Origin of the sequence: Curtobacterium oceanosedimentum (assembly GCF_040545555.1) — a bacterium.
GTDB lineage: Bacteria > Actinomycetota > Actinomycetes > Actinomycetales > Microbacteriaceae > Curtobacterium.
In genome coordinates this window covers 82,786-97,944 of the sequence record NZ_JBEPMD010000005.1, presented here as the reverse complement: position 1 = coordinate 97,944, position 15,159 = coordinate 82,786, and the positions used below count along the sequence as shown (strand labels likewise).

Annotated in this window: 16 protein-coding genes; 5 read left to right on the top strand and 11 right to left on the bottom strand. The window is 66.5% G+C overall.

All coding sequences use genetic code 11. The annotated features are described in order from the left end of the window. Window positions 1-44 precede the first annotated feature (44 nt). Complete coding sequence (locus tag ABIC52_RS06960; RefSeq protein ID WP_126890168.1) at window positions 45-374, bottom strand: hypothetical protein; 330 nt, start codon at window positions 372-374, stop codon at window positions 45-47. Here ABIC52_RS06960 and ABIC52_RS06955 point away from each other — a divergent pair. After that, the gene (locus ABIC52_RS06955) at window positions 373-519 is read left to right on the top strand and encodes a hypothetical protein (protein WP_209680011.1); all 147 of its coding nucleotides are present in this window, start codon (window positions 373-375) and stop codon (window positions 517-519) included. The two genes, ABIC52_RS06960 and ABIC52_RS06955, sit on opposite strands and share 2 nt — an antisense overlap. Here ABIC52_RS06955 and ABIC52_RS06950 read toward each other — a convergent pair. After that, window positions 500-826 (bottom strand): hypothetical protein, encoded by a 327-nt coding sequence (locus ABIC52_RS06950; RefSeq protein ID WP_354026964.1) that lies wholly within the window; start codon window positions 824-826, stop codon window positions 500-502. The two genes, ABIC52_RS06955 and ABIC52_RS06950, sit on opposite strands and share 20 nt — an antisense overlap. Window positions 827-1,097: 271 nt before the next feature. On the opposite strand from ABIC52_RS06950, the gene ABIC52_RS06945 reads away from it, so the two are divergent. Together ABIC52_RS06945 and ABIC52_RS06940 are read left to right on the top strand one after the other, a co-directional pair. Then, a complete protein-coding gene (locus tag ABIC52_RS06945) occupies window positions 1,098-1,988 on the top strand; it encodes a VanZ family protein (RefSeq protein ID WP_354026963.1) in 891 nt (296 codons plus the stop codon). Between the two features lie 52 nt (window positions 1,989-2,040). Next, window positions 2,041-2,169: a hypothetical protein gene (locus ABIC52_RS06940; RefSeq protein WP_284445394.1), complete on the top strand. Its 129-nt coding sequence runs from the start codon at window positions 2,041-2,043 to the stop codon at window positions 2,167-2,169. A gap of 78 nt (window positions 2,170-2,247) precedes the next feature. Here ABIC52_RS06940 and ABIC52_RS06935 read toward each other — a convergent pair whose 3' ends face one another. The 5 genes from ABIC52_RS06935 to ABIC52_RS06915 form a co-directional block, all read right to left on the bottom strand. Then, window positions 2,248-2,805, bottom strand: coding sequence for a sortase (locus ABIC52_RS06935; RefSeq protein WP_126890165.1), 558 nt, complete (start codon window positions 2,803-2,805; stop codon window positions 2,248-2,250). Between the two features lie 432 nt (window positions 2,806-3,237). Further along, on the bottom strand, window positions 3,238-4,983 hold the full coding sequence (locus tag ABIC52_RS06930) for a DUF4012 domain-containing protein (protein ID WP_354026962.1): 1,746 nt from the start codon (window positions 4,981-4,983) through the stop codon (window positions 3,238-3,240). Window positions 4,984-5,094: 111 nt separating this feature from the next. Further along, complete coding sequence (locus ABIC52_RS06925; protein WP_354026961.1) at window positions 5,095-6,066, bottom strand: GDP-L-fucose synthase family protein; 972 nt, start codon at window positions 6,064-6,066, stop codon at window positions 5,095-5,097. After that, entirely contained in the window at window positions 6,066-7,094 is a 1,029-nt protein-coding gene (gene gmd, locus ABIC52_RS06920; protein ID WP_354026960.1) for a GDP-mannose 4,6-dehydratase, read from the bottom strand. Before gmd ends, ABIC52_RS06925 begins: the two co-directional genes overlap by 1 nt. Continuing rightward, window positions 7,091-8,341, bottom strand: a complete 1,251-nt coding sequence (locus ABIC52_RS06915) for a glycosyltransferase family 4 protein (protein WP_354026959.1) — start codon at window positions 8,339-8,341, stop codon at window positions 7,091-7,093. Before ABIC52_RS06915 ends, gmd begins: the two co-directional genes overlap by 4 nt. 255 nt (window positions 8,342-8,596) lie before the next feature. Between ABIC52_RS06915 and ABIC52_RS06910 the strand changes: the two genes are divergently transcribed. Continuing rightward, window positions 8,597-9,160 carry an LbetaH domain-containing protein gene (locus tag ABIC52_RS06910; protein WP_354026958.1) on the top strand — a complete coding sequence of 188 codons (564 nt, stop codon included), beginning with the start codon at window positions 8,597-8,599 and terminating at the stop codon, window positions 9,158-9,160. After that, the gene (locus ABIC52_RS06905; RefSeq protein WP_354026957.1) at window positions 9,157-10,287 is read left to right on the top strand and encodes a glycosyltransferase; all 1,131 of its coding nucleotides are present in this window, start codon (window positions 9,157-9,159) and stop codon (window positions 10,285-10,287) included. Before ABIC52_RS06910 ends, ABIC52_RS06905 begins: the two co-directional genes overlap by 4 nt. A gap of 20 nt (window positions 10,288-10,307) precedes the next feature. Here the strand turns inward: ABIC52_RS06905 and ABIC52_RS06900 are convergent, their stop codons facing one another. The 4 genes from ABIC52_RS06900 to ABIC52_RS06885 are packed head-to-tail and all read right to left on the bottom strand — an operon-like array spanning window position 10,308 to window position 15,159. Continuing rightward, window positions 10,308-11,372, bottom strand: coding sequence for a glycosyltransferase family 4 protein (locus ABIC52_RS06900; protein WP_354026956.1), 1,065 nt, complete (start codon window positions 11,370-11,372; stop codon window positions 10,308-10,310). After that, window positions 11,369-12,526, bottom strand: coding sequence for a polysaccharide pyruvyl transferase family protein (locus ABIC52_RS06895; RefSeq protein ID WP_354026955.1), 1,158 nt, complete (start codon window positions 12,524-12,526; stop codon window positions 11,369-11,371). The genes ABIC52_RS06900 and ABIC52_RS06895 overlap by 4 nt, the downstream gene beginning before the upstream one ends. A 25-nt stretch (window positions 12,527-12,551) precedes the next feature. After that, complete coding sequence (locus ABIC52_RS06890; RefSeq protein ID WP_354026954.1) at window positions 12,552-13,817, bottom strand: hypothetical protein; 1,266 nt, start codon at window positions 13,815-13,817, stop codon at window positions 12,552-12,554. After that, a complete protein-coding gene (locus tag ABIC52_RS06885) occupies window positions 13,807-15,159 on the bottom strand; it encodes an oligosaccharide flippase family protein (protein WP_354026953.1) in 1,353 nt (450 codons plus the stop codon). Before ABIC52_RS06885 ends, ABIC52_RS06890 begins: the two co-directional genes overlap by 11 nt.

The window sequence follows — 15,159 nt, the reverse complement described above, 5'->3', positions numbered from 1 at the left end:
GGTGTCCCGGCCCTCCGCCGTTCCGAGCGGTTCGTCGGAGCAGGTCAGTCGAGCGTGCGGCGCACGTCCGGCAGCAGGTCGTGCAGGCGCTCGGCCAGGCGGTCCTGCGCCTCGTGCAGCGAGCGGAAGTCGCCGACGTACTGCCCGTAGGTGTCGGACACGAAGTAGTGCGCGCCCTGCTGGTCGATCACACCGCCGTAGTAGCCGCCGTAGTTCGCGGCCCAGAGCCCCGAGTCGGCCTCGGACCAGACGACGTGCGCCCGGGCCGGTGCATCGGGGGACACGACGCCGGCTGCGATGCCGGTGATGACCTCGATGGTCGCCGTGTCCACGGTCACCTCGGCCTGCTGGCTGTTGGCGACGCTGGTGCTCATGGTGGTGCTCCTCGTGCTGCTGTGGTGCTGGACGGTGCTGGTGGCGCTGATCGTGCTGGTGATGCTGGTGCTCCAGGTCTTGCTGGTGGGTCTGGCCGCGGTCAGTGCCGGATGGTCGTCGGGCACTACGCGATCGGGCGGATGACGGACGGCAGCATCACGTGGAGCTGGTCCGAGAGCTTCGTCTGGGCCTCTTCGAGGGTGGCGAAGTCGCCGACCACGAGTCCGAAGGTGTCCGAGGCGACGTAGCGGCCGTCGCGCTTGTCGACGCTGCCGCCGAAGTAGCCGCCGTAGTTGGCGATCCACTCGCCGTCGTCCTCCTGCGTCCAGGTGGTCTTGGCACGTGCGGCGCGGCCCGAGTGCTCTGCCTCGGCCTCGAGGATCGCGATGACGTCGACCGTGTCGGTGTCGAGGGTGACCTCGCGGGTGTCGGTGGTGACCGTGGTGCTCATGTCGCTCTCCTTCGCGATCCGGGGTACATCTGCTGTTGGGACAACCGTACGAGAGCGTCCCCCGGCCTCGCCAGCGATGCCCGCCCTTTCACGGGTTCCGTGCATACGCGTCGGGGTACACCCCCGGATTTCCGGGCCAGGGGGACACGAGATCGGGGTACAGGGGGACGATCGGGGTACTCGTTTCGTGGATGAACTGGTTTCCACAGCTTCTCGAGGCACCCTCGCGTCCTGCCCGGCCGGGAGGCACGGCCCACTACCGTCGTTCCCGATGACCACCACGACCAGGACCACCATCGTGCGCAGCGGGATGCTGGCTGCGGTCGCGCTCGTGGCCGTGGTGCTCCTGGTGCCCGGTCTCGCCGACCGGGTGCGGTCCGCTCTGCTCCACGTCGTGGGCGCGCTGCGCGCGGTCGGGCACGGCACCCTGACGCTCGGTGACGGGTTCGTGACGGCGATCGCGGTGTCCCTGGTGACGGCCCTGCTGCCGGCGCTGCTGGCGGGGGCGAGCCGGGCCTCCCGGCCGGACGGGGTCCTCCGGCGCGCGCTGGTGAGCGCGGTCGTCGTGCTGGTGGCCGCCGCCGTCTTGGCGGCGCAGTCCGCCACGCCGGGTGTGCGCTTCCGGTCCGTCGTGCTCGCCGGCTTCGTCGGCGTGGCGATCGGGTCGCTCGCCGACGCGGCCTGGCACGTACGCCGCCGGGCCGCGCACGCGTCGGGGCGCACCAGGCGGGTGGCGTGGTCGCTCGCGGCGGCCTACGCGCTCGTCGTGGTGCTGGTGGCCACGGCAGGCTCCCCCGTCGACGGCGGGATCCACCCCTGGCTGGTGCGGGCGATCGCGGCGGGGCACAGACTCGGAGCGCCGGGGTGGCTCGGGTACGACGCGGTCGAGTTCACGGCGAACGTGGTCTTCTTCGTGCCGTTCGGGTTCTTCGTGCTGCTGCTCTTCGGGGCGCGGGCCTGGTGGGTCGGCACGCTGGGCGGGTTCCTGGCGAGCTGCGCGATCGAGACGGTGCAGGCGCTGTTCCTGCCGGCGCGGTTCGCGTCGGTGGACGACGTGCTGGCGAACACCTCGGGGGCGGTGCTCGGGGTGCTGGTGGGGATCGTGGTACTCGGTCACGCCCGCGTGAGTGCGGCTCAGGGACATCCACGCGCCGCTGCATGAAGATCTGGAGACATTCGAGCCGCCCCGGCACACTGCGACCTACTGTCAGCACATGGACCCGAACCCGAATCGGAAGCAACCGCGCCCCTACCGGCGACCCTCGATGTTCCCCTGGTGGCTGTGGGTCGTCGCGCCGCTCGCCGTGATCGCCGTCGTGGCCATCGCGCTGATCGTCACCTGACCCGCCCCGTCGCCCGCTGACGACGCAACGAGGCCCCCGGCACCGAAGTGCCGGGGGCCTCGTTCAGTCGAGCTGAGCTCAGGCGGCGTCGTGCTGACGACGGACCGACTTGCGGACGACCAGGAGGCCACCACCGAGGACGATGGCGCCGCCGGCAGCCCAGAGGCCGAGCGTCGAGATGGTGCCACCGGTGAAGGCGAGCTGGCCGGGGGTGCCGGAGTTGCCCGTCGAGCCGACGGTGCCCGCCGTGCCAGCCGGCGCGATGGTGAAGTCGGCGCGGCCGGTGACACCGGAGCTTGCACCGGTCGCGGTCAGGTTGTAGGTACCCGAGCCGCCGGCCGGGAACGTGACGCGCACGGCGAGCGAGCCATCGGCGTTCGCGGTGTAGTCCTTCGAGACGGTGGTCGTCGGCAGGGCACCGAGCGTGACCGCACCGGCACCGGTGACCTGGACACGAACGGTCTCGCCATCGATGAAGGCGCCCGGAGTGAAGCTGACGACAGCAGTGCCGCCCGCGACGTAGTTGCCGGAAACCGAGATGTCCGAGTCCGGCGTGTACCCGGCAGCGTTGGCGGCGGTCGGAACCGCGATGAAGGCTGCGCCCGCGAGGAGGGCAGCGGCGATGAGCTTCTTCATAGAAGTGTTTTCCCCTAGTGATCTGATCCGTCAGACCCTGACACCCAGAGCCCGTACACCGCTCGCAAGACCCGTGCTGCACACAGTTGCGATGGCGAAGTTCCCTCAATCTAGCGGGAATCCTCAGGTTTTTGCCACCGGATTGAAAAGTTTCGATAGATGTAACGCAACGAGGACAACGCGGTGGACGTCGACCAGGGCCCGCCGGAGCGCGGTGAACCTCGCGGTGCATGACGGGAAGCCCAGATCAGAAGGAGCTTTCTGCTCCTACTCGACCGCTCGCGGGGCCCCTGGGCATGCACTGTGCAGTGGTTCGGACGCACGCAGCCGCGCATCGTGCCCCCTGTTCTGGGGACGCGTCGGACCGCGTCTTGCGGCGCAACACGACGAACGGTCCCCTCGAGACAGGGGTGACGGGTCTACAGTTCGCGCTCAGCCCACAGGGATCGGCTTCGTGCAGTCGAACCGGAGCGGCAAGGTCTTCGTCTGCTCGACCCCCGGGGTCGAGACGACCTCGGTACCGGCGTGCGCGTTCTTCGCTTCACCGAGGAAGGCGACCCGGAACGTCGCGCTCTCGCCCGGGGCCAGCACTGTCCGGAGCTGCGCGACCGGGTGTCCGTCGTCGATCGCCGTCTGCACGCCGACCGCCTTCCCGTCCTGCGAGGCGCCGAGGAAGATCGCGTCCTTCGGCGCGTACACGGCGATGAGCGTCTTGATCTTGCCGGGCTCGGTCCCGAACGAACCGCCACCGGTGACGTACTTCGGCAGGCTCGTCGCGGCATCAGCAGGCGCGGTGTTCGTGATCGTGACCTCCACCGCGGAGGTCGGCAGACCGTCCTGCCGGCAGACCGACGAACCGACCGAGACGGTCTTCTCGAGGTAGTAGTCCATCTTCGAGCCGGTGCCGTCGTTCAGGTAGACGCCGAACTGCCGGGTCTCCGCATTCGCAGTCGGAAGCGTGCCTGAGACGGCCGTGCCGTCGATGAGCTGCTCCTCTGCCCCGTCGGCACTCCAGAGACGGAGCCGCCCCTCCCCCGCGGAACGCGTCAGGGCCGCGACGAACTGCTTCGCGTCGAAACCACCGCTCGAGACCTTCTCGAACACTGCGCTGGCCGCCGAAGCGAAGAACGCGTCCTGCATCTTCGGGTCGGAGTACTTTGCGTACGCGTCGCTCAGGAGGAGCTTGACGGCGTTGTCGGACGTGAGCGTGTCACCGGTCGCGAGCGGCACCGGGCCAGTCGCCTTGAGCAGGTACCCGAGCGTCACCGGATCGATCGCAATCACGCCGTCGACTTGTTGCCCCGTTTCGCGCTGCCACATCGCCTGCGCGAGCTTGCCGGAGACATCGAAGCGAGGAGTCAACGTGACGTTCTGCATGTACTGCCCGGTGATGTCGCCGTACAACCCCTTCGTGCCGTCGTCGAGCGGGAGGACCGGCTCGGGGTACGGGCCGAACGAAGAGCCCGATCGCTGGTCACCGAGGCCGGCAGAGCCATCGCTCACGTTGAGGAGCGCCACAGCACCGGGGATCCCACCGCCCGCACGGAGCTCGGCGTTGTTCTGGAAGAGCAGCAGGTACTGGCGGTCGCTGTCGGCACCGAGCATCGCCGGGGCGAGCTGCACAACGCGGTTGGCGGCGTCGACCTGACCGTGCACGGAGGTGAGGGCGTTCCGGAGCTGGTTCACCGCGGACGTCACCGGGGAGAGCGTGTTCGCCGTGTCGATCGCGTCGGCGTTCTTGACGGCCTTGTCGATCGTCGCGGTCGCCCTGGCGACCGGTGCCTGCGCCTGCACAAGGGGCTGCAGGTCGACCTTCCCGTTCTTCGGCGCGAACGAGTCCGTACCGAGCTTGCCGACGACGCTCGCGACCGGGGTGACCGCGTCCTGCGACACATCGTCGACCACGCCAGCGATCTGACGGACCGCACGCAGATTGGTGCCGAAGAAGGGGACGTGCTCGGACGCGCGCCAGATCGGGTCGCCGGTCAACGAGCGGGCCGCGCCGGCCTCGTCCTCCAGGTGCGCCGCCGTGTTCTCCGCGCTCGCGGTGTCGCCGCCCGTCAGCTGGGCACGAAGCGTCTGGACGTCGGCGACGGCGTTCTCCAAGTGGCCCTTCGCGAGCACACCACGCACCCCCACCCAAGCGACGGCGAGGATGACGAGCAAGACGATGGCCAAGACGATCCACAGCACGGTCCGGGCCCTGTTCCCCCGGCGTGAAGCAGTACGTCGCGACTCGGGCAGGTCGGACATGAGGGCAAGCTTACGGTCCCTCATGTCCGCAGTCAGTCACTGACGGATCGAGTCAGCGTTCTCGTGGAACCAGTCGATCGTGCTACGCAGCCCGTCCTCGAGCCCGATCTGCGCTGTCCACCCCGCCTCGGCGAGCTTGGACACGTCGAGCAGCTTCTGCGGTGTGCCATCCGGCTTCGACGTGTCCCACACGGTCTCACCCTCGAAGCCGACGACCTTCGCGATGGTCTCCGCGATCTCGCGGATGGTCACGTCGGAACCGGTCCCGACGTTGACCTGGTCCGGACCGTCGTAGTGCTCGATGAGGTGGAACACAGCAGCGGCCATGTCGTCGACGTGCAGGAACTCGCGCCGAGGCGTCCCCGTGCCCCAGTTCTCGACTCGATCGACACCGTTCTTCACTGCCTCGTCGTACCGACGGATGAGCGCCGGCAGGACGTGGGAGCCCTTCGGCGAAAAGTTGTCGCCTGGGCCGTAGAGGTTCGTGGGCATCGCGGAGATCCACGGGAGTCCGTGCTGTCGTCGGACCGCTTGCACCTGCAGGATGCCGGCGATCTTGGCGATGGCGTACGCGTCGTTCGTCGGTTCGAGGTGCCCGGTGAGCAGCGCATCCTCGTGGATCGGCTGATCGGCCATCTTCGGGTAGATGCAGGACGACCCGAGGAACACGAGGCGCTCGACACCGTGTTCGACCGCGGCGTCCATGACGTTGACCTGGATCTGCAGGTTCTCGCTGAGGAAGTCGTGCGGGTAGGTGTTGTTCGCGAGGATGCCGCCGACCTTCGCGGCGGCGAGGACGACGTGCTTCGGGCGTTCCCGCGCGAAGAAGTCGAACACCGCTCCGCGGTCCTTCAGATCGAGTTCCGCAGAGGTCCGACCGACGATGTCCGAGAACCCCTCGGCCTCGAACTTCCGCTGGACCGCGGACCCGACCAGGCCACGGTGACCGGCAATGTAGACACGGTCTGATCGGTCGAGCGGCCCGGGCTCGAAGGTGACGTCGGTCATCAGGACTCCCAGCTCGCGAGCTTGACGGTGTCGATCCACGGCCGGCCCTCGTGCTCGAGCGCTTCGATGTCGGCGTCGACCATGATGCGAGCGAGCTCGGCGGTGTCGACGGTCGCCTCCCACCCGAGCTTCTCCTTGGCCTTCGAAGCGTCGCCGACGAGCGCGTCGACCTCGCTGGGGCGGAGGTAGCGCTCGTCGAACCGGACGTGCTCCTCCCAGTTCAGGCCGGTGTGCGAGAAGGCGGTCTCGAGGAAGTCGCGGACCGTGAAGTTCCCACCGGTGGCCAGCACGAAGTCGTCCGGCTCGTCGGCTTGCAGCATGCGCCACATGCCCTCGACGTACTCGGCCGCGTAGCCCCAGTCGCGCACTGAGTCGAGGTTGCCGAGGTACAGGTGGTCCTCGAGGCCGGCCTTGATTCGGGCCACAGCCCGGGTGATCTTCCTGGTCACGAAGGTCTCACCGCGTCGAGGCGACTCGTGGTTGAACAGGATGCCGTTCACCGCGTACATCCCGTAGGCCTCGCGGTAGTTGCGGGTCACCCAGTAGCTGTAGACCTTTGCGGCGCCGTAAGGCGAGCGCGGCCAGAACGGCGTCTCCTCGTTCTGCGGCGGCGGGGTCGCTCCGAACATCTCAGACGACGACGCCTGGTAGAAGCGCGTGTGGATGCCGGACATGCGGACAGCCTCGAGCATGCGCATCGAGCCGACTCCCGTCACGTCACCGGTGTGCTCCGGCTCGTCGAAGGACACGCGGACGTGCGACTGCGCCGCGAGGTTGTAGACCTCGTCCGGCTTCAGCTCACCGAGGAGGCTGACGAGTCGCGCCCCGTCACCGAGATCCCCGTAGTGCAGGAAGAGCTTCGCGTCCGGGTTGTGTGGGTCGACGTAGAGGTGGTCGATCCGCGAGGTGTTGAAGGTGGACGCGCGACGGATGACCCCGTGCACCTCGTACCCCTTGCGGAGGAGCAGTTCGGCCAGGTACGACCCGTCCTGTCCGGTGATGCCCGTGATGAGTGCGCGCTTGGTCAAGCAGTCCCCGATTCCCTAGTCGCGGTTGAACGGCGGCCGTTCGCCAGCGTCTTCAACAGCTGAGCAAATGTATCGAATGAGGCCGCCGCCGTCAGGCGCTCTGCCCGGAACCGTCGCCCGGCTTCCCCCATCGCCCCGGCTCGCTGAGCGTCACCGGCAAGCGCCAGCGCAGCGTCGAGCAGAGCTTGGGGATCTCCGGCGGGCACGATCGGCCCGGCTCCCGCGAGGAGGACCTCGCTCTCGGTGACGCTGCCGGAATCGGTGGCGGCGATGACAGGCAGCCCCGTGCTGAAGTACGAGGTGAGCTTGCTCGGAACGGCCATCCCTGCCACACCAGCACGCTCGTTCACCAACAGTGCGTTCGCCGATGCCAGCGCATCGCGGAACTCATCATCGGGGAGCGATCCGATCATCTCCAGGTTCGGAACTCCGGCAGCGAGTTCAGCGAGGGCCGACCGCTGGTTCCCATCTCCGAGCAGGACGAAGCGCACCTTCGCACCGATCGCAGCGGCCAGACGTGCTGCTTCCACGACGTTCTCGAGCCCTTGCTTCACGCCCATGTTCCCGGCATGCAGCACGACGAACTCTGACGGCCCCCAACCGAGAGCTGCGCGTGACGCGTCGCGATCGACCTGCCAGTCGTCGTCGAGGTGGGACCAGTTCCGGACGACTGCGACGGAGGCACGACGAACACCGAGTTCCTCGACGATGGTGTCGCGGAACCGCTCATGGATGACGACGACGGAGTCGGCAGAGCGCAGTGTCCATCTCTCGATCGCGGCGACGACCCGGCTCGAGAGGCTCGAACCTCCGCCACCGAGCTCTCGAAGGCCGAGGGTGTACAAGTCCTGCACCCACACCACCACCGGACGCCGGGTCACGAGACGCGCCTTCACCAACGCGACCGCGGACGAGATGAGCGCTGGTGACACCAGGACGACGACGTCTGGCCGCCCGAAGGGTGTCGAGACCGCCGCGACGCCGAAGGACAGTTCGGAGAGCGCACGGGCCATGCCACCGGGCTTCGCCGGGAGGCGATGACGACGTCTGACCACCATCACCCCGTCCTCGACAGAGGTTCGCGAACGCGGGATCGGCCCGTCAACGAAGCGCCACTGCGGGTAGTGCGGGAAACCACTCAACACCCGAACCCGCCACGACCGGGACGCCAGTTCCCTTGCCAACCCGGCGGTGTACGGGGCAATCCCCGTTGACTCGGGGGCGTAGTTGAGTCCTACGATCGCCACGGATCTGGATCTCTGCACACGCGATGGTAACAGGCCCTCATTTTTACGATTGCGTTTTTGAAGCGGGGTGGGTCGCCTCCCCTAGGATCGCAACATGGGACGGGTGGAATCGACGACAACGCTCGGACGAGAATGACCGAGCGGACTCACGTGATCTGACTCGGTAGGTCGGCTACCTATGGCCGTGGCTACACCGCCAACGAAGCGCGAACCTCGGAAGAATCCACCACCAACAGATTGAACGAGCGTGCCGAGATGAACCCTGAACCTCAAGTACCCGTCATTCCGCTTCGGGAAGCGCCAGGCGAACGCGCCGCGTGGGGGAAACCGGCGCGAGTGGTGTTCGCTTGGGCCGCAGTCGAACTTCTCCTGGTCCGCAATCCTTGGCAGGTCTCGTCACGTCTCCGCGTCTGGGCGCTGCGCAAGTTCGGTGCTGAGATCGGCCGAGGCGTCGTCTTCCGCCCGGACACCCGAGTCAAATTCCCCTGGAACCTCAAGATCGGTGACGACTGCTGGGTGGGTGAGGGTGTCTGGTTCCACAACCAGGACCGGATCGAGATCGGTCACGACGTCGTCGTGTCTCAGCAGACGATGCTCACGACCGGGAGCCACCGCCACCGGAAGGACATGGCGCTCGTGACTCGGCCGATCATCGTGGAAGACGGCGCCTGGATCACTTCGCGCTGCCTCATCACCGGTGGCGTCACCATCGGCCGATCGGCTCGCATCGCCCCGATGACCGTCGTGAGCGTCGACGTGCCTGCTGGTTCGGAAGCCGTCGGACAGGAACTGCGCCTACGCGGGCCGAGGTTCCGATGACCCGGACGAAGCCACTCAAGATCACCCACGTGGTCACCTATGCCTCGGAGGACGGCGCCTTCGGCGGCCCGCTCGCGGTGGCCATCGAACAGACGCAAGCGCTCGCCGCGCTCGGTCACGAAGTCGAACTGGTCATGGGCTGGGACGGCAAGGTCGGGGTCGACGTTCCCGGCGTGCAGGTCCGACTCTTTCCCGTGAGGAAGGTGCCTCGAGCTGGGTTCAGTGGATTCTTCTCGCCGGCCTTGCAGCACCATCTCAGCACGACGCTGCGGAAGCGCGACGTCGTGCACGTTCACCTCGGCCGTGATCTCGTGACGGCGCCGGTCGCGCGACGAGCCGCGCGGAGTACTACCGCCGTGTTCGTGCAAACCCACGGCATGGTGGCACCCGACCAACGACTTCGCGCCGCGGTCTTCGACCGCCTCTTCATCCGACGGGCCCTCACCAGAGCTGCAAGTGTTCTCGTGCTGACTCCAGAGGAGGAAGCCGGCGTTGCGGAAGTTGCTCGTGGACAGGCGACGATCGACCGAGTCACGAACGGAGTGACCGTTCCGCACGTCGTGCCGCACCCGAACGAGGACGGCCGGAAGCTCGAGGTGCTGTTCCTCGCTCGCCTGCACCCTCGGAAGCGAGTCCTCGTCTTCGCCGAGGCTGCCGCGTCAGTGGCCGAGAGCCTACCCGAGGCGCGTTTCGCGGTCGTCGGTCCCGATGAAGGTGACCTCGAATCGCTTCGAACGTTCATCTCCGATCGGCACCTGGGGGATCGGATTCAGTACGAAGGATCAGTCAGTCCCGGAGCCGCACCTGCGCGAATTGCGAAGGCGACGGTGTACGTGCTCCCGAGCGTTGGCGAAGTCGTACCCATGAGTGTTCTCGAGGCGCTCGCCGTCGGAACACCGACCCTGATCACCGAGAGCAACGGGCTTGCCGGCATCCTGCGCGAGCACGACGCCGCCCTCGTGGTCGACGAAAGCCCGTCAGCGCTCGCGCAGGCATTGCGGGAGGTCCTCAACTCCGAGCCGCGTCGCCGGGAACTTTCCGCAGCCGGACGCCGGATCATCGATGCGCAGTTCAGTTCTGCCGCCGTGGCCCGCACCCTCGAGCACCTCTACGGCACCCGAAGCTGACGCTCCAAGCGCTGCAGGCGTCACCCGGTCGTGTGCAACCACGACTTCAGCTCGGCGACCCACCGGCCGAGGTCATGCCCCGCGCTGTAGCGGAGGGCAGCGGCGGACATCTCCGGCAGAAGAGAACGATCCGCGGCGAGTTCGTCTAGTGTCCGGGTCCACGCTCCAACGTCATCGAAGGGCAGAATCCACCCGCGTCCGTCCTCGAGACGCCACGAGATGTCCCCCGCTCGATCACTTGCAACGACCGGTACGCCAGCAGCCAGTGCCTCATCGACGACCAAGCCGTACGGGTCTCCTTCCGTCGGGAAGAGCATCACGTCCGAATCCCGGTAGACCTCGCTGATCCTGTCAGCCTGAACGAAGTCGGAGACCTCAACCTGATCTCCGATCGACGCAGCCCAGGACCGGACCTCGCCCTGGAGCGGCCCGTCTCCGACGAACCGAACCCTGGTGTCCTTGTGGCGAGCGAGCATCGGTTCCAAGGCTCGCATGAGCATCCGCAGCCCCTTGCCCTCGATCATCCGACCGATGTAGAGGAGTCGAAGTTCACGCGAGCCCTTTCGATCATCCGAGGCTGACCGCAGTCCGTCGGCGTCGACCGCGTGATGAAGTCGAGAGATCCGGCGCGCGCCGTACTTTCGGATGTACTCGTCCGACTGAGGTCCGGGGGTGAGCGTGGACGACGCGCTCGTGAAGAATATGCGCTTTGCGATTTCCTTCGCCTTGCTCCGGGTGACCCACGAATCCCAGGTCATAAGAGCGTACAGCGCGACATGCCCACCACGGAGTCGGTGCAACCACACCAGCCAGAGCTTCGGTTCGTGATGGAAGGTGAAGATGATGCGAGGCCGCGCACTCCGGTAAGAGCGCCGCGCATCTCTCAGGAATGCTCTCTTGCTGTCCCCCGCGAGGAACGAGTGTCGGAAGTGCAGGGAGCTCGGGTCGACTTCCCAGCTGCGCTGGGGGTCCAGATGGCGGTTGAACCAGCACTCGAAGTCCACTTCTCCGTCAGCCGCGAGCGCGTTGAAGCGATCTCTCCAGTAGGGGTTGACGGCCGGCAGCCAGAACACGACCTCAGTCATCGGGCGAGCTCCTCATATCCATCTCGGATGGCGTCCTTCGTTCGCTTCGCGAGCGCAGCCCAGGTGTCGGACTCCGAGGATGCAAGTTCGAGGACCTGCCCCATGACGACTTCCGGATCGAAATCGTCGACCTTGTGGACGTACGCGCCGTGACCGACTCCTTCGAGCACGCCGACGGTCTTCTCTTGGTAGGACAGTCCGATTGCTGGTGTCCCCACAGAGAGCGCCATGATGCAAGAGTGGAGCCGCGTCCCGACGACGACCGTCGAGCCCTGGTACTCGCCGTACAGATGCGCAACGTCGGCGTTCGAATCGACCTGCACCTGTCTACGAGCCAGACCCCGGATCTGCTCGGCGACGCGGATGTCGTCCTGATCATGTTCGTCCAAGGACGAGTGTCCGCCAAGCACGACCCGGAATCCCGCGTCTACGGCAAGGTCGACGAGTTCTGCCATCCTGCGCAAGTAGTCGTCGAACCGGTCTGCCTCGACTGAGGTCGACCAAGTCCAGTCCATGGCAACCAGTCGGAGAACGCGACTGGAAGGCGCATCGTGCGGCGGAATGTCGACGCCTGGGTAGAAAGCCACATCAGCTATCACCCGTTCCCCCTTCAGCCGTGGTCGGAAGTGGGATGCGTCGAGCGACTGGGTCTCCCTGACAACCACCGGGACCTCGCGTAATGCCCATTCGAGGATCGCGCGATCGATCCGCCGATTGATGGGTCCGACGCTCTGAGGCATCATCAATGTCCGCCCGAGGACCGCACTCCCCAACTTGGCGGACAGCAGGCTGTGCCACAGACTCATGTTCACCCGCCGCTTCGATGAGTACATGTAGCCACCACCAGCAATCACCACCGAGTCGTACTCGGCGCGGAGACGTTTTGCACCGATGCGACCGTGTGTGGCAATGCTCACCAAGGACCGCACTGACCCCAGTGCGAGTACCGCACCTCGTCGCAGTCGTGAGCCGTCTCCTGTGGACGGGAACGGGATGATGGGAGGGACTGTTCGCAGTCCGAACGCGCCGTAGGCGGTGCCGTCTTCGTAGCGAGATGCTATGGCAACCGAAGTTGCGCCGAGGTCGCGTACAAGTCGGGCCGTCGACAACATGATCGCTGCATCGCCAGCATTCCGATACGAGTAGGCGTTCACGATCAGACAACGACCTAGGGTTCGTTCAACCAACGGGTTCCTTCCGTTCCTGCTCGGCGACCGACGCCGAACTTTTCCTTGCTACTGCGGCCCCCGCGGCAATCACGTACGCGACTGCGAGACACACGAGGAGGTCAAAGCCGCGATTCTCGATCGGGAACCCGTTCGGAAGCAGCACGATCACGGCGCCGGTCAGAGTCACCAGGACGCAGCGCGCGACCCGGTCGCCCCGGGAAGCCGACCAGAGCGTCCACCAGAGGATGACCAGGGCCGCGAGGATCATCAGCGTGCCGATGATCCCGAACTTTGCCAGCGCTATGACGGGAGTGTCGAGTGTGTAGATGCCGGCATTGACGTTCCCGGTCGTGACCGATGGGAACGTGAAGCCGAGGCCTCGCCCGAACAGCACGTTGTTGTGCCAGATCAGGGTCGTCCACTCGTAAGCGCGGATGCGCTCGATCGCCGAAGCGTCCGAGAAGATCGAGTCGAGCCCGCCCTCGGCGAGCGACCGGAACCGAGTGAAGCGCGTAACCGCGATGCCGCCTCCGATGGCGGTGGACAGTGAGAACACCAGCGCTGCGCCGAAGCCGGCGGCCGCGAGCGCGACGGTGGCACGACCGATACGGGCGCCGAGGGGCACCCCAGCGCTCAAGAACGCCGCGATCAGAGCCGCGAGGCAGTAGATCCAGACCGAACGGCCCCCGGACACCGCAAGCAACACCATCTGACCGAGGCCGATGATGAGCGCTCCGCCGCGCCACCGGTCCCCCGCGAAGAAGATCGCGAGGCACAGCGCAATGCTGGTCAGCGGCACGAAGCTCGAAGCCAATCCGACTTGCTCTGCCCCGAACAGTGCCCCGCTGCGGCGAGCCAGCCAAGTGGACATGAACGTGATCGCGCCGAACACACCGATCACGACGACCAATCGCCCGAGAATCGCTCGCGAGACACTCGTTCCGGCATCGGCGCCGATCAGCATCGCCACCGGGAACAGGATGTAGTTCAGGGAGTCCCGGATCCAATCGTCCAGTCCGACACCACCCCCTGCGATGCGCGCCACCCATGCGAGGAGGAGCACCAGCATGATGCCGACGGCCAGGAAGATGCCGCGAGGGATGCGTTGGTCCTCAAGCTTCCGCAGGCGGAAGGCGCCGATGACGGCAAACACCACCGATATGGCGGCGAAAGCTTCCTTCGAGCCCGCCACGCTCGAGTCGGACTGGAAGAGCAGGACGTACCCGAGTGAGAACAGCACGACCCGGGCCAGCGCCCACTTCGACTCAACGAACACGAGACACCTCCGTGACCTTCCTTCCTGAGAGCTGCGAAGCGATCCAGGCGCCCCCGAGGACGCCCGCGATCACGGCGGCCAGCACCGCGGCCGGTCCCACGAAGAACTGCGAAGCCATGACGAGCGCGGCCCCGAGCGTCACGGGCACCGTGAGCGTGATCCGGTGCAACAGGCCCTGGTCCCGGAGTACGATCCACGTCCGGAGCAGGCTCAAGGCGATCTTCCAAGCGCTGAGCGCCGCCGCGAGGACGAGGACGTCTCCCCAAACGGCGGTGCACGCGGCCGCGGCTGTGCCGACGGCATCGAGGGCGTTGAACCCGGTACTTTGCCACCATCGATCGCGCGCCTGCTGAAGAGCGTCCATGACTGGCCCCATCATGCGTGCGGGCAGACTCGCACTCAACAGCACGACGGCTGGTATCGCTTCGACCCACTGCGATCGGAGCAGCGGTTCGAGGATGGGCAGGATGAGCGCCATCAGGGCTGCCGCGACCAGTGTCAGGCCACCGAAGACCGTCGCAAGCTTTCGCGCGGCGGCTCCGCGGTCCGACCCCGACAACTCCGCGAAGCGAGCGAGGCTCACGCGGGAGAGTGGCACCGACACCAGGCCGCTGATCCCAGTAGTCACCTGGTACGCGAAGTAGTACAACCCCAGCACGTGAGGGCTCGTGACGAACTGGGCGACGATGAAGCCGGCTTGCAGCGGCAGGGTGACGAAGAGAGAGTTGATCGCCCACTTGAAACGGTCTCGCACGGACACGCGTCCCGCTCCATCCACGTCGACCCGGACACGCTTGCGAACGGCGACGCTGATGACCAGGTCCATGGCGACGTAGAACAGCAGGGTCGACGCCGCTAGGGCGAGCGAGCCTCCACCAACCGCTGCGATCAGTATTCCGCAAGCGATCTTGACGAGCGCAGCGGTCGTCTGTGCCGCCACGACGGCTCGGTAGGCGCGATACTTCACACCAGTTGAGTACATACGTTCCGCGTCGCCGACCAGCGGGATGGTCAACGCAACGATGACCGCAAGCCAACCGATCTCTTCCTCACCACGAAGGAAGTACGTGGAAGCGAGACCGAGACCGAGCGCCGCAAGTACCGAGTTCTGAACTCGGGTCACTCGTCTCACGCGCCGGTATGTGCCGCCTTTTCCACTGAGGTAGCCGTTCACCTCGCCGAAGTTTGCGAGGCCGGTCAGGACGGACACGAGCGAGGTCGCAGCGGCCCAAGCTCCAAAGTCAGAGGGCGCCAGCCACAATGCCAGGACGAGCTGGCTCACTGCCGCCAACGCACGTGTGACAACAGTGCCGATCGAGAGCCCCAGGATGCCCTTCAGCAA